The sequence below is a fragment of the Pedobacter frigiditerrae genome (assembly GCF_032678705.1).
GTDB lineage: Bacteria > Bacteroidota > Bacteroidia > Sphingobacteriales > Sphingobacteriaceae > Pedobacter > Pedobacter frigiditerrae_A.
On the sequence record NZ_JAVTSS010000002.1, the window covers coordinates 559,837 to 580,713 of the forward strand.

Below are 20,877 nucleotides of genomic sequence, written 5' to 3' on the forward strand. Positions count from 1 at the left end.
ACTATGCAAGGTTCCGTTCATAATACTGGTGCCTCTAGCCAAGCACGACCGTCAATCCCCAGTGCCAGCCCAATCAAAAAAACAGTAGCACAATAGAAAAACCAGCACTAACAAACCTCAAACGCAGTGGTTTTGTGCTCATTCTTTTACTGACTTTCATTTATCAGTTACGAACAAAACAAAGTGCCCCTGTTTTTTTGATGAGCAAGGGCCCGTGAAAAGGCACCTAGCGGGATTGACAAGCATTTTTGCATACTTTTGATGCTTCAAAAGTTTGATGCCTGCCGGCATAGAGGCAAAAAAATAAACCAATATTTGTGTCCACACGATAGGACTTCTTCGGGAGCGAAGAATCTATTTTTTAATCATAATAGATTCCTTCTACGCAGGAGTAGGACAAATGACATTTAATAATATTAAGCTTGCTTAAGCTGCGTTATTATCGTTGTAATATCCAATTTTTGCTGGTTGCCACTATGCATATTCTTTAAGGTTAACAAACCACTTTCAATTTCATCTCCACCAATTAAAATCACAAAAGGAATGTTCTTATCATCTGCATAACTCATTTGCTTTTTCAGCTTTGCAGATGATGGATATAATTCTGCTGATATATTTGCTGTTCTTAATTGTTGCAAAATTGGCAATGCATACAACTCTGCTGCTTCATCAAAATTACTAATCAACACTTTTGTACCTTGTGCTGCAGAAGCAGGAAATAAATTCAACTCCTCTAAAACGTCGTAAATTCTATCAGCACCAAAAGAAATTCCAACACCTGTTAAATCTTTCAATCCGAACATTCCTGTTAAATCATCATAACGACCGCCACCACCAATACTTCCCATGGCAACTTCATTTGTTTTAACCTCAAAAATACAGCCTGTGTAATAGTTTAAGCCACGAGCCAGAGTGATATCTAGCTCAATGGAAGATGTAAGATGTGAAATGGAAGATGTAAGCTTAGCAACATAATCAAAAACTCTTTCGATTTCTGCTACACCCTTTAAGCCAATCTCTGAATTAGCTAGAACGTTTTTCAAACTTTCCAACTTTTCATCATTAGAACCTTTCAACATGATTACAGGCTCCAATTTTTGAATGTCTTCGTTGGTAAATCCACGCTCAATCAATTCTTTAGTTACGCCTTCAAAACCAATTTTATCTAGTTTATCAATGGCAACTGTCATGTCGACAATCAATTCTGGTTTACCTATAATTTCGGCTATACCAGAAAGTATTTTACGGTTATTGATTTTAATATTAAAATCCTTTAAGCCTAAGTTGGTTAAAGCTTCGTGATAAATTAAAATAAATTCTGCCTCATTTAATAAAGATGGTGAACCAACTACATCTGCATCACATTGATAAAACTCTCTGTAACGGCCTTTTTGAGGCCTGTCTGCTCTCCAAACTGGCTGCACTTGGAAACGCTTGAAAGGAAATGAAATCTCGCTTTGGTGCATCACCACGTAACGAGCAAACGGAACAGTTAAATCGTAGCGAAGTGCTTTTTCAGAAATTAGAGTCAACAGATTTTTAGCATTGTACTCAAAGCTTTGGTCTTTAGTCTTTCTTCTTTCAGCTTCTTTCAAATAATCTCCACTGTTTAAAACTTTAAAAATCAGTTTATCACCTTCATCACCATATTTACCAGTTAAGGTTTGCAAGTTTTCCATACTTGGTGTTTGTATTTCGGCATAACCATACTTCTTGAAAACCGTTTTAATAGTATCAAAAATATAATTACGTTTCACCATTTCTTGGGGCGAAAAATCTCTTGTTCCTTTTGGTAAACTTGGCTTGGTAATAGACATGGCGCAAAAATACTTATTTATGCTGAAAGGTAAAAGGTTTAAAGGCGGAAGGTTGGAGAAGCTTAACTGTTGAAAATTTATTTGAAGCGCAAATTATTGCAAATCACAATGTCAGTCCTGCCATCCGCTTTACTCTCCCGAAAATTCGGGATTCGTGCTCGCTCCTGTCAGGGCTAATTAACTTAAGTTTGTGCAAGAAAACCGCTCATAGTTGCACAGACCTGCGTAAACTAAACCCGATTGGCGTGGAAATCTTTTTGTCATCCTGAGCGGACCTGTCCCGACTTCTTCGGGAGTCGAAGGACAAAAAAGATTGAAACAAAAAGCGGGACTATCCTTTAATAAATTCGCTGCTTTTGCTTTTCAAATCTTAAACATTTCTCAACGGTAATTTCTTCCTATAGCTTAACTGTCGCCAAATCCATTCAACTGGTCCATAATTGTATTTTGATAACCACCATTTGCTAACAAAAATCTGCAAAATATAAACTACCAAAGCTAACAACAAGTAAAACCAAAGTGGCTTGGTATTCCAAATCCCTAATCCAAAGCCAGAGAAAACTAGCAACCCTATTAAGTTTTGGGTCATGTAATTTGTCAACGTCATTTTACCCATTATGGCGAAGTGCTCAAAAAGTGTTTTCAATTTGCCAGCTATAAATAACCAACAAATACCACTTCCAATACATATCATGGAACTTAGCACCATATAATACCTTAATTTAAAATGTTTTAAAAACACCCATTTCTGGTTAGCATAAGCTAAAAAGAATACATTTAAAAAAACAACAATGCCCAATGATATCCAGAAGGCACGCACAATATATTTTTTATTGTTTGTTAGCTTTCCGAAAAAATTAATTTTATATAAAGTGAAACCCCATAACATACAGCAGAACATGACCAAATGAACGGTGTACAAATAGCCTTTCAAAATCATTTCGCCAAAGTAGGTTGCCTTTAAACCAAAAGTTAGCACGTCAAGTAAATTGCGACTTTGATAGAGGGGAAATAATTTAACAACCTCATCCCACGAGGTATCTTTTAAAGCGCCCACAAATGCAGCAATTGGTGGTACGGCTAATAGTAAAACTACGCTTGTAATAAAGGTGGTTTTAGCAGAACTACGGTAAAATATCAACAATAAAAGTCCCATTACTGCATAGTCTTTTAAGATATCGCCAAAGAATAAGGCACTGTTTATAAATGCTAAAACCAAAAGCCAGAACATCCGCCCTGCGAAAAACCCATAGGGATTATGTCCTTTTTCCTTAACGTTATCCATTAAAACAGCGAAGCCATAACCAAACAATAGGCTTAATAAAGTCCAAGATTTTGCGGAGAAAAAGATATTGGTGATATACATTAGCACATTTGTTAATGTATCTGGTTTAAAGCTTTCCCAATTTCTACCTAGGGTGAAAAAATCAAAATAGTTCATTAAAACAACACCTAAAAGCGCCCAACCTCTCAATACATCTACAATTATAGTTCTTTGGTTTTGTTGAATGGGTTGATTTAGGGATGTTACCATTTTGAGAGTTGATTTTTTAACTAAAGATATATTATTTTTAAGAAATTGATAACCAGTAGAAAGCAAAAAAGCTTCCCTTTTGAGGTAGTTTTATTAAGATATACGTGGGCCAACTTTGTGGTTTTTTGTCCATATAAAAAAACGTGGGTCAATTTTTAAATTTTTGGCCCACGTTATTAAAAAGCAAAAAAGCTTCCCGATAAATCGGGAAGCTTTTAATAAAAATATAAGAGTAGCAATAAGCCACCCCGCCTTTCAGGCACCCCTCCACGGGAGGGGAATTAACTATGCTAATAATCTAATTGGCTCTTCTAGTAGTCCTTTTAAGGTTTGTAAGAATTGTGCTCCGGTTGCACCATCAACCACACGGTGATCGCAACCTAAAGTTAATTTCATAACGTTACCTGGAACAACAGCACCATTTTTAACTACAGGAACTGCTTGGATAGCACCTACAGACAAGATTGCCCCATCAGGAGAGTTGATGATTGATGTAAACTCATCAATACCAAACATACCTAAATTAGAAACTGTGAAAGTACTTCCTTCCCAATCTGCTGGCTGTAGTTTCTTAGCTTTTGCTTTAGCGCCAAAATCTTTTACTTCCGCAGAAATGTGAGATAAAGATTTACCATCTGCAAAACGCACAACTGGCACTAATAAACCATCTTCAACAGCCATAGCAACACCAATGTTAGTATGCTCGTTGAAACGAATTTTGTCGCCACCCCATGAAGAGTTAACAGCAGGGTGTTTTTTCAATGCAATAGCAACCGCTTTGATTACAATATCATTAAATGAAACCTTAACTGGAGCAACTGCGTTAATTGCTGTACGAGCAGCCATTGCGCCATCCATATCAATACTTACAGTTAAGTAAAAGTGTGGAGCTGTAAATAAACTTTCTGCCAAACGTTTTGCAATTACTTTACGCATTTGCGAAACAGGTTGTTCAGTAAATTTAACTTCGCCAACATAAGTTGGAATTACCGGAGCCGCAGCAGCAGGTTTTTCAGAACTTGCAGGAGCATCAGTTTTTGCAGGTGCTGCAGCAGGTTTATAGTTCTCGATATCCTTTTTAATGATACGACCACCTTCTGCACTACCAGCAACTTGTGCTAAATCAATTCCTTTATCTTTTGCAATTTTCTTAGCCAAAGGCGATGCAATGATGCGACCACCATTTGAATTTGTTGTTGCAGGAGCTTCTTCTTGAGCTGGAGCAGCTTCAGTTTTAGCTTCTTTTACAGGAGCATCAGCGCTTTTATCAGCAGTAGGTTTTGCAGGTGCATCACCATTTGCTAAAATAGAAGAAATATCTGTTCCTTCTGGACCAACAATAGCAATGATGCCGTTTACTTTTGCGGCCTCACCTTTGTTAACACCAACGTGCAATAAAGTTCCAGTAGCATAACCCATCACTTCCATAGTTGCCTTATCGGTTTCTACGTCAGCTAAAATGTCATCGTCTTTAACTTTATCACCAACTTTTTTATGCCATTCGGCGATAACGCCTTCAGTCATTGTATCACTTAATAAAGGCATGCGGATTACCGTTACACCTTTTTTGCTCAATTCTTCTTCGCTTAAGCCACCACCTTGAGCAGGAGATTCAGTTTTTGCTTCTTCTTTTGGCGCTTCTTCTTTCGGACTTTCCGACTTCTGACTTCCCGACTCAGCCTCCAAAGCAGCTTTGTAATCTTCGCCTTCTTTACCGATAACGGCAATTACAGCGTCAACTGGAACAGCTTTACCTTCTTCAACGCCAACAAATAATAACGTTCCATCCCAGTAAGATTCTAAATCCATCGTAGCTTTATCAGTCTCTACTTCGGCTAAAACATCACCGCTTTTAACTTTATCGCCCACTTTTTTATGCCACTTCGCCATTACCCCTTCGGTCATGGTATCGCTCATTTTGGGCATTTTTACTATATCAGCCATTTATATATATCTATTGAAATGCGTTTTGATTAAATTTCTTGGTAAGGATAGTCAGTTTGCACATAAACATCTTTATAAAGTTCAGATGCATCTGGGAATGGAGATTCTTCAGCAAATTTCACTGACTCATCAACAATCTCTTTTACTTTTTCTTCAATTGAAGTAATCCAAGCTTCATCAGCATATTTCTCTTTCAAGATAACTTCTCTAACTTGCTCAATTGGGTCTTTAGCTTTATAAGTTTCTAACTCGTCTTTAGTTCTGTATTTAGCAGGGTCAGACATAGAGTGACCGCGATAACGATAAGTTCTCATTTCTAAGAAAGTTGGTCCTTCACCTTTACGAGCACGTTGAATTGCTTCATCCATTGCATTGTGTACAGCAATTGGGTCCATTCCATCAACAGGTGCACATGGCATATCGAAACCTAAACCAATCTTATAGATATCGCTCATGTTAGTGGTACGTTCTACAGAAGTTCCCATTGCATAACCGTTGTTTTCACAAACAAAAATTACTGGTAATTTCCATAACATCGCCATATTGAAGGTCTCATTTAAAGCACCTTGTCTTACAGCTCCATCGCCCATATAACAGATATTTACATTATCAGTTCCTTTGTATTTTTCTGCAAATGCAATACCTGCACCCAAAGGAATCTGACCACCAACAATACCATGACCGCCATAAAAGTTGTGCTCTTTGCTGAAAATGTGCATTGAACCACCTTTACCTTTAGAGCAACCTGTAATTTTACCATACATTTCGGCCATGATGCTATTTGCACTTACACCTAAAGCTAAGGCGTGTGCATGATCACGATAAGTTGTAATCATCGAATCACCTTTTTGCATAGCTGATATTGCACCTGCAACAACCGCTTCCTGTCCTATGTATAAGTGACAAAATCCACGAATTTTCTGCTGTCCATATAACTGCCCAGTTTTTTCTTCGAATTTGCGCATTAGCAACATCGACTCAAACCACTTCAAATAGGTATCCTTATTTATTTCTACTGCACTCATGTTGAGGTATTGATTTTTATTTTACGAGAGCAAATCTAATTTTTTTTATGCAATTTATGATATGATTTAGTGTAAAAATATCCTTGTTAAATCAATATCAACTCGCCAAATTCTAATTTGTTATTATAATTAAACTTGTAATCGTCTTTAACACGTTATTAATATTTTTTTCTTTTAACAATCTGCAATAAATTTTAGCATCCTTAGAAAATAATGAAGAAATTAAATTTTGTTTACCCTAACAGCAATAGAATGAGATTTTTTTAGAAATTAAGTTGAATTTCTTAGCCAAAATAATAATACAATTACTCCGATTTTGAGTTTAAATGTTAACAACTTTTACAATTAAGTTAAAACATTTGGATAACATTTGTAAATCACATACTTTTGTGACCTGACAATAAGCCCGTAGTGGTGTACGTTTAAGTGTAAGTATTATCTAACCCAAACTTAACAGTATAACATGATAAAAAAGTTTTTGTTCTCTACTTTAATCGTTCTTTGCAGCTTCTCGGCTGTTTTTGCCCAAAAGAAGACTAAAGAAACAAACGTTGAAGACCCTGATAATTTAGCTTCACAATATTTTTCTCAAGTTATGGGTGTTGCTGTAGACGCAACCGCTAACTTAAAATTATACAAGTTTATTTACGAGTGGATTGGAACTCCTTACCGTTTTGGTGGTAACACTAAAAAAGGAATTGATTGTTCTGCCTTCGCAAAAACCATTTACGAGAAAGTTTTTAACACAACCATTTTACGTAATTCTCGTGATATTTTTAGCATGGTAGACCCTGTGTCTAAAGACGAGTTAAAAGAAGGAGATTTGGTTTTCTTTAAAATTAAAAGCCGTAGTATTTCTCACGTAGGTGTTTATTTAGGCGACAACCGTTTTGCACACTCAAGTTCTGGCGGGGTTAAAATAAGTAGCTTAAACGACCTTTATTACAGCCGTTATTTTTACAAGGGTGGAAGAATCCTTGACGGTGATAAAAAAGATTTTGTAGAAGAATAAATAAGTTAACGGTTTTCAGTTAACACAAAAACATATAATCCTTTCCGATAAATCGGGAGGGATTTTTTATTAAAATAAAATGAAGAAAATACTCAGCATTGCTTTCTTAACTGTGGTTGTAGCTTATCTTTTAATAAGTTGCCAAAATAAAAGTGTTGCATTTGTTAACCAAACAAAGCTGGATACTCCAATTAGGAAACTAAAAGATACGATTAGCATTGTTGCTGTTGGCGATATGATGTTGGGCTCTGCTTATCCAAGCAAAGTTAATCTTCCGCCAGATGACGCTGTTAATAGCTTTGTAGCTGTTGAGGAATTTTTAAAAGGCGATATCGTTTTTGGGAATTTGGAAGGCTGTTTTTTAGACAAAGGGAAATCAACCAAATGCAGTGACCCAAATAGCACCAGTTGTTTTGCATTTAGAATGCCCGAAAGATATGCAGGCATTTACAAAAACGCTGGCTTTAATGTATTGAGCGTTGCTAATAATCACATCGGCGATTTTGGTTTAAAAGGAAGGAAAAAAACTACTTCTATATTAGATTCCCTACAAATTGAATATGCAGGATTACAATCTAAGCCCTTTGCCATTTTTGAAAAAGATAGTGTAAAATATGCTTTCTGTGCTTTTGCACCAAATGACAACACTGTTTCTATCAAAAATATCGATAGTGCTAAAATGTTGGTTTCCGAGCTTAAAAAGCAAGTTGATATAGTCATCGTATCTTTTCACGGTGGCGGAGAAGGCGCTAAATTTGAACACATTACACGTAAAACGGAAGTGTTTTACAAAGAGAACCGAGGTAACGTTTATGCCTTTTCACATGGTGTGATAGATGCAGGAGCAGATGTAGTTCTAGGCCACGGCCCACATGTTACCAGGGCAATGGAAGTTTATAAAAACAAATTCATCGCGTATAGTTTAGGCAATTTTTGTACTTACGGAATGTTTGGTTTAAAAGGCCCAAATGGTATTGCACCTCTATTACAACTAAAAATAAATGCCAAAGGCGATTTCCTTTATGCGGATATTATTTCTGTTAAACAGGATAAAATTAATCGACTAACGATTGATGAAAGCTTTGCTGCTTTCAAAAAAATAGAAACTTTAACCAACCTCGATATTCCCGAAAATCAGTTAAAGTTTGAAGGTAATGGCAGGATAAGTTTAAAATAGTTAAGCTTCGTCCTTTGTATTCCTAACTAGGCTAATCCCTGAAACAAAGAAAATTACGCCTATAATAGCAGCTACCACTAATCCGCGAGTGCCAGCTGATTGCTGTACAAAACCCCAACCAGCATATATTAATCCTACTATACCTAATATGGTTAAGATTGTTCCAAAAATTCGTTTTACATTCATAGTTTTAGATTTTACAGGAATATAACAGCGAATTATACTTTTTGTTTGGCAACCTTAATAGTAAGCTGTGTTTAAAACTTTAAGTCGCAAAATTCAGCTATGTTCATCGTTTTTATTTTGCCTAAATAATTATTTATTATTCATCACAATTAATAGTAATATTGATATATAATTAAAACCAAACACCTATGATGTACATTCCATACATTTTGCTTTTTTTCGGGCTGATAGTTCTATTTAGCTCGTTTGTAACCGTTAAACAAGGTACAATAGCAGTAATAACCATTTTTGGCAAATACCGCAGACAACTTAGACCAGGTTTAAGCTTAAAAATTCCGCTAATAGAAGTTATTCACTCTAGAATTTCAATCCAAAATCGTTCTGTTGAACTTTCGTTCCAGGCAGTAACACATGACCAAGCCAATGTATATTTTAAGGCCATGTTACTTTATTCGGTATTAAACCATGATGAAGAAACCATTAAAAATGTGGCCTTTAAATTTGTTGATGCAAATAACTTGATGCAAGCTTTAATTCGTACCATTGAAGGTTCAATTAGAGCTTATGTTGCTACACAAAAGCAGGCTAACGTATTGGCACAAAGAAATGAGATTGTAGAGCATGTAAAACATCAAATTGACCAAGTTTTAGAAAGTTGGGGTTATCATTTACAAGATTTGCAATTGAATGATATTACTTTTGATGAAGAAATTATGCGTTCGATGAGTAGAGTTGTTGCTTCTAATAATTTAAAAGCAGCAGCTGAAAATGAAGGTCAGGCTTTATTAATTACCAAAACTAAAGGCGCAGAGGCTGATGGTAACGCCATAAAAATTGCTGCCGCAGCAGAGCGTGAAGCTGCTCAATTACGTGGACAAGGTATCGCTTTATTCCGTGCAGAGGTAGCTCATGGTATGACTAAAGCTGCTCAAGAAATGGAACAAGCAAACCTTGATATTTCAGTAATCTTATTCACTATGTGGACAGAATCGATTAAACATTTTGCTGAGAATAGTGATGGAAACGTGATTTTCTTAGATGGAAGTACTGAAGGCATGAACAAGACAATGAAAGAAATGATGTCTATGCAGATGGAGAAAAATAATAGTAGTAAGAAATAAAAACATTTCGGAATGTTAGAAAGACCCTGAAATAAACAGCGTAGCTCTCTTGAAGAAAAAATCAATAGGAGCTTCTGAAAAATTCAGAGTGACGGCATTGAGATTTAAAAAAAAGTCCGGACAATTTGCCCGGACTTTTTTATGCATTAATAATTTCTATTTATTAAATGTTGATGTGTTACTAGTCAGCTTTGTGCTTTCAGTTAATTTCATCAAATCAACCATAATTCTTAAACTTTCATCTTGTATAAAATCAAAGTTGTCTTCCTTAGTGGTTTTATCACCTTTTTTAAGTGGAGCTAACCCTCTCGAAGCTCGTAATTGATTTAACCTAGTTAATGCTTTCGTTTCCAAAGCATCACGCTCTGCTTTAAGCTTTGCTTCATTTAAAGTAATTGCAGTTTCATTATCACGTTTCTTAGAATCTAAGATATCTTGTTGCAACACTTTATAATCTAAAGAACTGGCCATTCTTTGCTCGTGTAATTTCATCAAGCTAGCTTTTACGCCACTTAAATCGGCAACCTTATTGTAGTTTGATGATTTAATGATATCAAATGGCAAGGCCGAAGGCTCGGTATCTTCCCCAATTTTATCTAATGGATAAATAGATGGGAAATTAAAATCTGGTATTACGCCTTTGTGTTGTGTACTGTTACCATTTACACGGTAAAACTTGCCCATTGTTAAGTTGATTTGACCTAATTGAGGCACACCATCTTTATCAACTATCACCGAGCTTGCAGGAACTGGTTTACCATCCTTTATTGTTACTTTAGTATCTTGTACTTTGGTTTTGTTAGCGGCTAAAACAGACATCATTTTTTGTAAAATAGATGGTTCTACAATCCTATTTAAATCGATAGTAGATTGTACAGTTCCTTTACCATAAGTTTGTGTCCCCATGATAATACCACGACCGTAATCTTGTATAGCACCAGCAAAAATTTCAGAAGCTGAGGCACTTAAACGATCAATCATTACACCGAAAGGACCACTCCATGCTAAGCCAGCATCTTTGTCTTCATCAACATTTACATTCCCTCTAATATCTTTAACCTGCACTACTGGACCATTGTCTATAAACAATCCTGTTAGGTCAATAGCTTCAACTAATGAACCACCGCCGTTAGCTCTTAAATCCATTACAATAGCATCAACCTTATCAATGTTTTTTAGGGTATCTATTAATAAACGAACATCACGAGTTGTGCTTTTATAATTTTTATCACCCGCATTATAGGCTTTAAAATCTGCATAAAAAGCTGGAACATCAATTATTCCTATCTTATACGGTTTGCCATCAGATTGGATAGTTTTTACTGTCTTTTTCGCAGATTGGTCTGCCAAGATAACTTTATCCCTAACCAGTGTAATAATTACCGGTTTAGAAGAAAGCTCTTGTCCAACAGGGATAATTTTTAATCTTACTGTAGTTCCTTTAGGACCTTTAATTTTCGAAACTGAATTATCAATTCTCCAACCCACTATATCTTCAAATTCTCCATTTACCCCTTGAGCAACAGCAACAATTCTATCTCCAGCATTAATTTGTTTGCTCTTAAAAGCTGGTCCGCCAGGAATAACATTTACAATTTTAGTTACCTCATTATCTAACTGTAATGTAGCTCCAATACCTTCCAAAGAACGAGACATCTCTTGGTTAAATACTTCAGCATTTCTTGGATTGAAGTAATTGGTGTGTGGATCAATGGCTTCTGTAAAAGAATCCATTATAATCTGGAACACATCTTGATTATTAAATTTAGCAGCTTGAGTTTTTAAACTTTGGTAACGTTTAGTTAAAGTCTCTATATTTTTTGTCTGATCAGTTCCTGCAATTTTCAAGTTCACTAATTCGTATTTAACCCTACTTTTCCAAATATTATCTAAGGCAGCTGTAGAAGTAACCCAAGGCATTTTCTCTCTATCATAAACGTAAGTGTCATTCTGATTAAAATCAAACTTGTTTTTAATTTGAGAAATAGAATAGTCTACACGTTCATTATATCTTTTTAAGTAAACATTAAAAATGTAAAACGGAACACTTAAATCTCCAATCCTAAAATCGTCATCTAATGTGGTTCTACTTTTATCAAATTCTTTAATATCACTTTCCAAAAAATAATATCTAGAAGGATCCAAAGCCTTAATGTACCTGTCTAAAATAATAGATGAGATAGAGTCATTAAGGGGAATCTTCTTATAATTATAGTTTTCGATTAAAGAAACAACTTGTCTAATAACCAAACTTTGTTGATCATCTGGTTTTATATTTTGAACACCATCAACCACTTTTTGGGCCTTTGGCGAAGCGCTACATGCCAACGCTGCGGCAGTAAACGTAATCATCAATACTCTTCTCAACATCTCTTTTACTTGTTTAAAATTCATTCTTACAAAATCATCATCCAATATGATACCATTTTTTTAAATAAACAAAAAAGATACAGATTTAGTCTGTATCTTTTTTGTAAATTTTGTAAAGTTACTAATACGATTAAGAAACCAGCTTATTTTTAATAGCCAACATAACTAGGCCCACAATGCTTTTCACCTTTGTTTTTTTAAATATATTTTTACGGTGGGTTTCTACTGTACGCTTGCTTATCGCTAAATGAGCAGCAATATCTTCGTTACTAAACTCCTGAGTAATAAGCTTGATGATCTCTACCTCACGCCTGCTTAAAATATCAATTACTTTAGTACTTGTTTTCATATCCATAGCGTTTTGGTTTGAGATTGTTAATTAATTTAATTCATTTAAAAAGTTGCTGAGAATTTCCCAGACCCCAAGCTGCAGTACAACGCACCTGCCGTAGTAGCATCAAACATTTCACATAAAAAAGTGCCCTCAATTTTATCTGCACTAATTGCCGTAATAATTACATTGCCACCTCCATTGTTTGTTGTGGCATAAGTTTTACCTCCAGTTGTAAAAGTCGCTGCTCTTGTGGCTGTTGTTAAAGTAAATGTTCCAATAGCAGAAACATTATCCACTTTAATAACAAGATTTGTACTATTTGGCCCTGGAGCTGTAATCGTATAACTAGTTCCAGTTTTTACAGCAGTTGCCGATGTTGCTGTCCAAGTAGTTGCCGAAGCACTTGCCACTGTTAATTGTGCACTTGCAGAGCCAGTTGCTTTTACCGTTTCGTCATCCTTTTTACAAGAAACAAATACAGCAGTTAAAATTGTGAATGCCAATAAAATAGTCGTGATTTTTTTCATTTTGATTTTTCTTTTATCTAAACAAATGTTGAAAAAAGCACCTCATCTTACAATACCTTAGCTAGGGTATATTCATCTACCCAACAGCAGGTAGAAGGTTAGATTATCTTATGTTCATAGGCATATTTTAACAATCCTACTATACTTTGCGTTCCTGTTTTTCTAAATATATTCTTTCGGTGAGTTTCTACTGTACGCTCACTAATAAACAGCATGTCAGCAATTTTTTTATTGCTATGTTCACACTCAATTAAGCGAATAATTTCAACCTCTCTATTTGTTAAATGAGATCCTCCTTCATCATTTTTAAAAGATTTCATTAATTCTTTTGTTACTTCTTCTCCATAAAAAGTTTGACCATTAGATAGTTTATCCAATGCTTCTAACAATTCTTGTTTTCCTGTATTTTTTAGGATATATCCCGAAATACCTGCATCGATCATCTCCTTAATTACTTGCCTTTCTCCAAACATTGATAAAGCTAGAACCTTAATATTTGGATATTTCTTCTTCACATTTCTTGTCAGCTCAACACCAGACATTTCTGGCATATTGATATCGGTTAAAAGAATGTTAACTTTCAGTTCATCTAGCATTGTTAATACTTCCTTAGGTTGGTTACTACAGCCAACAATGGAATATTTTTCTTCATTGTTAAGCAATGAGCGTAAACCATCAACAACTAATTGATGATCGTCTACAATGAACAAATTTGTTAAGAACGTTTTTTCCATTTTATTAATTTATAAAGGAATATAGATTGCCACAAGCGTACCAGAACCAGGAGAAGAAGAGAAATCAACAGTTCCTTTCAGATATTCAACCCTGCTCCTAATGTTTTTTAAACCAATGCCTTCAAACTTCTCAAGCTGTGTAATATCAAACCCCTTTCCATTATCCTCTATCATTGCATTAATTCCTTCTTCATCTTTGGTTAATTGAATATCTAGTGAGTTTGCACCAGCATGTTTAATGACATTATTAACTGTCTCTTGTATCACTCTGTATAAAACAGTTTCTATGCTCTTGTCCAATCTTTCTTGAAGCCCAAATGTTTCAAGTTTGATTTTCAATTTCCTCGAATCTATTTTACTGATAAAATCTCTAATTGCTGTCGCCAACCCTGATTTTAACAAAACATTTGGCGCCATCTGGTGCGAGATTGATCTTACTTCTTTACAACTTTCATCTATTAGATTTAAAGTCTTACTAAACATTTTCTCACTTTGTGCATTTTTAAAGCTCAAATCTTCTGTTAGTGCTGAAAGGTTCATTTTTACAGCTGAAAACATTTGACCGAGACCATCATGTAATTCACCAGAAATTCGTTTTCTTTCATTTTCTTCAGCATTAAGGACCGCTTTAGTTGCCATATCTTGTTGCTTGATTACTTCCGCTTGCAATCTTGCCGCTTGTTTTAATTTTATGCTGTTATATAGCAAAAACCCTAACAAAATAGTGATAACTAATGCAGCCAAAGCAACCCCTAAAAATATATTCCTCTTAAATAAAACTAATTTCTGTATTTTATTTTCTTGGTTAAGCAACACGATTTGCTGCATTTTCTTCTCGGTTTGATAAGCAATTTGCAATTCATTTATTTTGTCTGTAGACTGTTTGTTGTAAATGCTATCTTTCATTGCAGCACTTTCCTTAAAGAACTTTAATGATGTAATGTAGTCTTGTTTTGCTTCATAAATATCTCCTAATATATCGTAGGCTTCCCGTAAATAATCTTTAGAGTTTAATTCTTTAAAAAGTACAATACTTTGATTTACGTACTGCTCTGCTGTTGGAAAATCTTTCAGCTCTGCATAACAAGCACCTATGTTTTTATAGCAAGAAGCGATTCCCAATTTATCTTTCATAAACAATCTAAACTCTAATGAATTGCTATAATATTTCATTGCCTCAACATATTTACCCTTTTCGAAATAAACCTGTCCAATTGTATTCTCTACCGCTGCTAAATCTGCTTTCATATCAAGCTGTTTTAAATACCTTGCTGCCAATAAACCGTTTTGCAAAGCCTTATCATATTGCTTTAACTGAAAATAGTATTTCATTAGTCCAGAATAAGCACTAGCTAATGATGAACTTGAATTGTTCTTTTTTGCCAAAATAATTACACGATCATAGCTTTCTTTGGCTGCGCTATATTTTTCATAATTCATGTAAACATTACCAATATTGCTTAAAACTAAGGCTTGTCTTAATTCATCATTAGCTGCCTCATAAATTTTAAGAGAACGGTGCATATAATCCAAGGCATCTTTAAAATTGCCCATTTGCTTATATATAATTGCAATATTTGAAATTGAGCCCGCCGCTTTTGCTTTTAAGCCTAATTTCTCTCTTAAATTATACGATTTTAAATGATAAGCTAAAGCTTCTTTTAAGTTGTTAACCCTTGTATAGGTATTGCCGATATCACTATAGGCCAATGCTATTGAGGCACTATCTTTCAATTTCTCTGCTAATTGCAACTCTGCCTTACCATAAAAAAGAGCTTTATCAAAATTAGTACTGCCATAACTCCAGCATAAATCTCCAGAAATTTTAAGTTTATGTTTATCATCATTTGATGAACGATACACGTTTTCCAAGCTATCCAAAACCTTTTGATTTTGAGCACCTACTTGATAAGGCATTGTAAAGCAAAACAATAAGAGAGTGAGCGCAAATTTCATTAAGGATGATTAAGCAATCAAATGTAGCTTATTTAGCTTCAGTACATATACCCATTTGTAGGTATTTTTTGAGGCTAAAAAGGGATAAAAATTGCAATCAAAGTTCCTTGGCCAGGGCTTGATGAAAAATCTACGGTACCCTTTAAAAACGTAACACGAGTACGAATGTTCTTCAGTCCGATGCCTTCAAATTTTTCTATTTGATTGGCTTCAAAACCTTTTCCATTATCTTCAATCATTGCGTTTATACCTTCTTCATCTTTATTTAATTGAATATCCAAGGCGTTTGCTCCAGAATGTTTAATCACGTTATTTACTGTTTCCTGTATCACCCTGTATAGAACGGTTTCAATATTTTGGTCTAGGCGCTCTAGTAGACCAAAGGTTTCTAGATTAATCTTTAGTTTGCGAGAATCAATCTTATTAATGAAATCTCTAACCGCAGCTGCTAATCCCGATTTCAGCAAAACATTAGGTGCCATTTGGTGTGATATTACCCTAACTTCTTTACAGCTTTCATCAACCAAATTCATTGTTTTACCAAACATTTCCTTCGTGTGCTCATCTTTAAAACTTAAGCCATCTGTTAAAGCAGATAAATTCAATTTAACAGCAGAAAACATTTGGCCTAAGCCATCATGTAACTCTCCAGAAATACGTTTCCGTTCATTCTCTTCAGCATTTAACACTGCCTTTGTAGCCAAATCTTGCTGAGTAATTACTTCCTCGTGCAAACGAGCTTCTTGCTTTAGCTTATAGCGATTGTAAAACAGATAGCTCAATAATATAGTAATGAGCAATGCTCCTGCAATAATTCCAAGAAAGATGTTTCTCTTCAATAACTCTAGTTTTTGAACGTTATTTTGTGAGGCTAATAACTTAATTTGTTGTGCTTTTGCCTTTGCTTCTAATTGTTTTCTATCCAAAAGGATTTTATTTTTTTGAAGTAATAATGTTTGAGAACCAATCTTGAAAACATTTCTTTCGTTCTCTAGTTCTTGGTTTTGAATTTCTAGTTTCGACTTGTTTAATTCGAGCCCTTGGATGAGGTTTTTATTGTTTAATAATGCGATTTCTTGCTGTTTTTTTTCAGTTTGATACTTCGTATTAAGCTCATTAATTTGTTTACTTAATTTGTCGTTAAGTAAGCTATCCTTAATATTTCTATACTTCTCTCTAATAAAAAAAGCTTGCTGAAAATTCCCCATTGCAGAATCTAAAGAAGACCTGTGGTTATATATTTCGGCAAAAGTGCTCATATTAGCTTTATTATATTTTAATGCAGTTGCGTATGATTTATCAAACCATTCTTCAGCTTTTTTAAAATCCTTGAGCTTTGTATAAGCGTAACCAATATTTTGTTGAACCAATGCCAATCCAGCGAAATTCTTAGATTCTTCGACTATTTTAATAGATTTCTCCAAAAAGGGAATTGCTTGTTTATATTTTTCTTGCCGTAGATATATTGCACCTAAATTATTATAGCAAATCTGAACTCCTCGCTTAAAGTTTGCTTTTTCAAATGCGTTAAGGCTTAAATTTATTATCGTAATAGCCTTATCATAAGCAGATTGCTCGATGTGTACATTTGCTAGGTTTAAATAAGCAATGCCTAAATTTAATTGGTCGTTAAAATCTATTAATATTTTTATTGCCTTGTCATAATATGAAAAAGCTTCCTTAAAATTTTTCTGAAGCCTGAGTACATTACCAATGTTTATAAAAGTTTGGGCATTTTCTTTTGGCCTCTTAATCTTATCCATTAGTTTAGTACACTCAATGTAATATTCAATGGCTTTATTATAATTGCCTAAATCATAATGAAGAGCTCCCAAGTTATTTAGTATTGTAGATGTAGCTTCAATATCTTTTCCAGAACGATGAATTTTTTCTGCTTTTTGAAAATAAACTAATGCTTGATTTAGATTGCCTACAATTTTATAAGCCATTCCTATATTATTGTAATTAGCACCAATCTGCATTTTATTATCCAGCTTGGTATAATAATCATTAGAAATTAGAAAATTTTCTACGGCGGCAGAAGTATGATTTTTATAGGACTGGACATTGCCGATAGACTTGTAGGCTTCTGCAAGACCATTTGTATATTTTTTACTAGTAGCCAAATTTTTTGCTTTTATAGCATAATTAGTTGCCTTTGCTGAATCTGTTTTGGAAAGCATCCAAGCTAAGCTATTCAAGGCATCTATGTAAGCAAGATTGGTTCCTGTTTTAGAAACAATTTTGGTAAGGCTATCTATTTTTGATTGTTGAGCGAAAGCGCTTGAAAAGCAGCACATTAATGCCACTATTAGGTAAACAATTTTAGATATGAAGGGATTTTTCATATCCTAAATATCATTCAAAAAAATACCTTAGTAAATACCTGCCAATGGGTATATTTATGGAAAGAGAAAGGAAGTTTTTAAGCTATTTATAAGAATTATTTCTTCCCTTGTTTCTCTGCTATAACAGAGCGATTACTCTTTATTTGTTGAGTAAACTGGGTAATTTTAGAGTTTTTGGCTAGCAATTCTGCTCTATTCACATCTTTTGTAGCCAAGTAATATTCTTTCTTTTTGATTTTTATAGCAGCGATGCCCAACACAGAATCGATGTATGAAGTATTATTTTTTAGTTGTTGCGCTAAAATCCCCTGTTGGGTATAAAACCAAAGCGACTGTGTCAATTTATTTGCTGCAAAATAAATTTTACCCAATTGATTATAAGATGCCATCTGACCAGACCTGCTGCCAATTTTAGAATAAGTTTTTAAGGCAGCATTAAGGACAACTTGCTCTGCCTCTGTATAATGTGTAAGTAGCATGTGTACATTACTCATTCTAAGCAAAGTAGCACCATAACGACTAAATTTTCTATCGTTATTATATTCAAATGCTGCTTTACCAAATAAGGTTAAAGCTTCATTTAAATCACCACGGCGTTCATTTTTTTCTGCATCTGCAAAAAACTCGTCACCAGTAGATTCATCTGTATTTGAAACTGCAATATTAATTACAGGAGCAGGAACATCTTGAGGTCCTGAATTTACATTCTGGCCAACAGCACTAGAAACAAAAAAGAAGCAAACGAGCGCTAAACAAATTTTATTCATCCGATAAAGATATGTAAAATTTTAGTTAAACACTTGCAAATTACCGTCGAAAGATGCCCAAACCATGTAGGGATGTGAATCGCAATGATAAATTTCGCCTTTGGCAGATATCCCAACAACTCCAGCAAAACCATCAAAAGGTTTTAATTCTGAGAATGATTTATCGCAGGCAGCTTGTAAAGTAAAACCATCGGTAACACGAGTTACAATTTTAGCAGCCAAAGCTCCACTCACAATATCTTCTCCAACACCAGTACAGGAAATACCCGCAAACTCATTGGCAAAATTACCAGCTACAGTTGCAGAATCACTTACCCTGCAAGGAATTTCGAAACCTTTTCCACCAGTAGAGGTGGCAACTGCCAGATTTCCATCTGCATCTAATGCTACGCAACCAACTGTTCCTTTTCTTTCTTGCTGATTTAATTTTTCTTGATATTCTGCTTGTCGCTGTGCGGTAATTGGATTAAAATAGTCAAACCCATTATCACGAGCAAAAGCTAAAGCGCCTTCTCCACTTAAAACTCTATCATCATAAGAAAGGAGCTTTTCCGCAACTTCAATCGGATTTTTAACATCTTCAAGGTTGATAACTCCACTAAATTTTTGGGTTTTGCCATCCATTAAAGAAGCACTTAAACGAACCTTGCCATCGCTTTGTATTTGAGAACCAATGCCTGCATTAAAAAGCTCATTATCTTCTAATAAAGCAACCGTATAAACCACAGTTTGCAAAGCCGAATGTGTTTTTAAGTATTGATATGCTTTTTCTACAATTGAAGCTAATGCATCTTGTTTAGCCTTTTTTGTTTCTTGATTGGTAGATGATTCACTAAAAAAACCACCATGTATAATAACTTTCATTCGGCCCCTCCCAACCCTCCCCAAAGGAGAGGGCCTTTTAATAATTTATTCCGTTGGTACAACTTTTGGATGATGAATAACTAATTGGTGTGTAGTCAAATCATAAATATCTCCATCACACATGACATGAACAATCATATTTTTAATGGAGACCGGCTGACCCATTTCTACGTCAGTTAAATTTGTATCAGCCATGTGGCGACCATCAACTAAAATAACCATCCCAGAACCTATGGCTTCCATTGTATTTCCTTGAATATACAAACCAGTATCTTCGCCTAAACCAATCCCCAATATACCAGGATTACTTGCTGCAGCATATAATAAACGGCCAATTCTACCACGTTGAACAAAGTGGGTGTCAACAATTACGTCATCTATAAAACCTAATCCACCAGTAATTTTAACCTCACCTTTTAGCAAGGCATCTTTACTGCTTCCTTGGTAAATCATATTTTTAGAACTTGCTGCAGCACCTGCTGATGTACCTGCAATTACAAACTCTGTGTTTTGGTATTTATCCAGCAAAACACGATGAATTTCTGTTCCTCCGAAAATAGAAGTCAAGCGTAATTGGTCTCCGCCAGTAAAAATAATTACATCAGCTAATTTAATTCGCTCTGCATATTCTGGTTTATTGGCCTCTTCTCTACTTCCAATATTCATTACGCCAACATCATGTACATCTAACTGTGCAAAAGCCTTAATGTATTCTTCGCCTACTTTTACCGGAATTAAAGATGCGGTTGTCATAATTTCGAACCGCGAATCATTACCTTTTATAGATTCTGTAGTAATTCTTTTTAAAATTCCACGCTCAAAAAAGTTCATGTTTTGTGGCAAACCGAACTGCGTTTCCGCAAAACTTCCGGTATTTATTGCACCACCAATTATTATTAATTTACCTTTTGGAGCCATTCTTATCGTCTAGATATCTACTAAAATGCCAAATATATGCCATTAGCCTAACTAATTAACATTATTTTTATCAATATTATACTTTTAATTAACAATCTATGGCGTTTTTTGTATTTTACACCTAGATTAAAACAAGCAATCTGTATTTCTTCTTTTATAAGGCATAGTCTTATAATTCGAAAAATATTTTATACTTTAATTTTTCTTTTGAGCTGAAAAACTCAAAGGCTACAACAATCTTTT

17 protein-coding genes are annotated in these 20,877 nt (G+C 34.7%); 3 read left to right on the forward strand and 14 right to left on the reverse strand.

All coding sequences use genetic code 11. From position 1 onward, the window contains the following. Positions 1-416: 416 nt before the first annotated feature. The 4 genes from hisS to pdhA all read right to left on the reverse strand — a co-directional run bounded on the left by hisS (position 417) and on the right by pdhA (position 6,320). Positions 417-1,817 (reverse strand): histidine--tRNA ligase, encoded by a 1,401-nt coding sequence (gene hisS, locus R2Q59_RS13060; protein WP_316785804.1) that lies wholly within the window; start codon positions 1,815-1,817, stop codon positions 417-419. 370 nt (positions 1,818-2,187) lie between these two features. Then, positions 2,188-3,351 (reverse strand): DUF418 domain-containing protein, encoded by a 1,164-nt coding sequence (locus R2Q59_RS13065; RefSeq protein ID WP_316785805.1) that lies wholly within the window; start codon positions 3,349-3,351, stop codon positions 2,188-2,190. A gap of 285 nt (positions 3,352-3,636) precedes the next feature. Further along, on the reverse strand, positions 3,637-5,295 hold the full coding sequence (locus R2Q59_RS13070) for a 2-oxo acid dehydrogenase subunit E2 (protein ID WP_316785806.1): 1,659 nt from the start codon (positions 5,293-5,295) through the stop codon (positions 3,637-3,639). 29 nt (positions 5,296-5,324) lie between these two features. Then, positions 5,325-6,320 carry a pyruvate dehydrogenase (acetyl-transferring) E1 component subunit alpha gene (pdhA, locus tag R2Q59_RS13075; RefSeq protein WP_131551361.1) on the reverse strand — a complete coding sequence of 332 codons (996 nt, stop codon included), beginning with the start codon at positions 6,318-6,320 and terminating at the stop codon, positions 5,325-5,327. Between the two features lie 463 nt (positions 6,321-6,783). On the opposite strand from pdhA, the gene R2Q59_RS13080 reads away from it, so the two are divergent. Together R2Q59_RS13080 and R2Q59_RS13085 are read left to right on the forward strand one after the other, a co-directional pair. Continuing rightward, entirely contained in the window at positions 6,784-7,332 is a 549-nt protein-coding gene (locus tag R2Q59_RS13080; RefSeq protein ID WP_131551362.1) for a C40 family peptidase, read from the forward strand. Positions 7,333-7,411: 79 nt separating this feature from the next. After that, positions 7,412-8,509 carry a CapA family protein gene (locus R2Q59_RS13085; protein WP_316785807.1) on the forward strand — a complete coding sequence of 366 codons (1,098 nt, stop codon included), beginning with the start codon at positions 7,412-7,414 and terminating at the stop codon, positions 8,507-8,509. Here R2Q59_RS13085 and R2Q59_RS13090 read toward each other — a convergent pair whose 3' ends face one another. Then, positions 8,510-8,695 (reverse strand): hypothetical protein, encoded by a 186-nt coding sequence (locus R2Q59_RS13090; RefSeq protein WP_316785808.1) that lies wholly within the window; start codon positions 8,693-8,695, stop codon positions 8,510-8,512. It lies immediately after the preceding gene. A 188-nt stretch (positions 8,696-8,883) separates the two neighbouring features. On the opposite strand from R2Q59_RS13090, the gene R2Q59_RS13095 reads away from it, so the two are divergent. Next, positions 8,884-9,816, forward strand: coding sequence for an SPFH domain-containing protein (locus R2Q59_RS13095; protein ID WP_316785809.1), 933 nt, complete (start codon positions 8,884-8,886; stop codon positions 9,814-9,816). A 156-nt stretch (positions 9,817-9,972) separates the two neighbouring features. Here the strand turns inward: R2Q59_RS13095 and R2Q59_RS13100 are convergent, their stop codons facing one another. From R2Q59_RS13100 to R2Q59_RS13140, 9 genes are all read right to left on the reverse strand, one after another. Continuing rightward, positions 9,973-12,210, reverse strand: a complete 2,238-nt coding sequence (locus tag R2Q59_RS13100; protein ID WP_316785810.1) for a carboxy terminal-processing peptidase — start codon at positions 12,208-12,210, stop codon at positions 9,973-9,975. Between the two features lie 106 nt (positions 12,211-12,316). Then, complete coding sequence (locus R2Q59_RS13105) at positions 12,317-12,535, reverse strand: response regulator transcription factor (protein ID WP_316769665.1); 219 nt, start codon at positions 12,533-12,535, stop codon at positions 12,317-12,319. 44 nt (positions 12,536-12,579) lie between these two features. Next, positions 12,580-13,047, reverse strand: coding sequence for a DUF6252 family protein (locus R2Q59_RS13110; RefSeq protein ID WP_316785811.1), 468 nt, complete (start codon positions 13,045-13,047; stop codon positions 12,580-12,582). A 98-nt stretch (positions 13,048-13,145) separates the two neighbouring features. Then, positions 13,146-13,781 carry a response regulator transcription factor gene (locus R2Q59_RS13115; protein ID WP_316785812.1) on the reverse strand — a complete coding sequence of 212 codons (636 nt, stop codon included), beginning with the start codon at positions 13,779-13,781 and terminating at the stop codon, positions 13,146-13,148. A 9-nt stretch (positions 13,782-13,790) separates the two neighbouring features. Beyond that, positions 13,791-15,737: a sensor histidine kinase gene (locus tag R2Q59_RS13120; RefSeq protein ID WP_316769672.1), complete on the reverse strand. Its 1,947-nt coding sequence runs from the start codon at positions 15,735-15,737 to the stop codon at positions 13,791-13,793. A gap of 74 nt (positions 15,738-15,811) precedes the next feature. Next, the gene (locus tag R2Q59_RS13125) at positions 15,812-18,085 is read right to left on the reverse strand and encodes a sensor histidine kinase (RefSeq protein WP_316785813.1); all 2,274 of its coding nucleotides are present in this window, start codon (positions 18,083-18,085) and stop codon (positions 15,812-15,814) included. Between the two features lie 95 nt (positions 18,086-18,180). Next, positions 18,181-18,852 carry a hypothetical protein gene (locus R2Q59_RS13130; protein WP_316769676.1) on the reverse strand — a complete coding sequence of 224 codons (672 nt, stop codon included), beginning with the start codon at positions 18,850-18,852 and terminating at the stop codon, positions 18,181-18,183. A gap of 21 nt (positions 18,853-18,873) precedes the next feature. Next, positions 18,874-19,716 carry an isoaspartyl peptidase/L-asparaginase gene (locus tag R2Q59_RS13135; protein ID WP_316785814.1) on the reverse strand — a complete coding sequence of 281 codons (843 nt, stop codon included), beginning with the start codon at positions 19,714-19,716 and terminating at the stop codon, positions 18,874-18,876. Between the two features lie 45 nt (positions 19,717-19,761). Further along, positions 19,762-20,634 carry a cyanophycinase gene (locus tag R2Q59_RS13140; protein WP_316769678.1) on the reverse strand — a complete coding sequence of 291 codons (873 nt, stop codon included), beginning with the start codon at positions 20,632-20,634 and terminating at the stop codon, positions 19,762-19,764. Positions 20,635-20,877 lie beyond the last annotated feature (243 nt).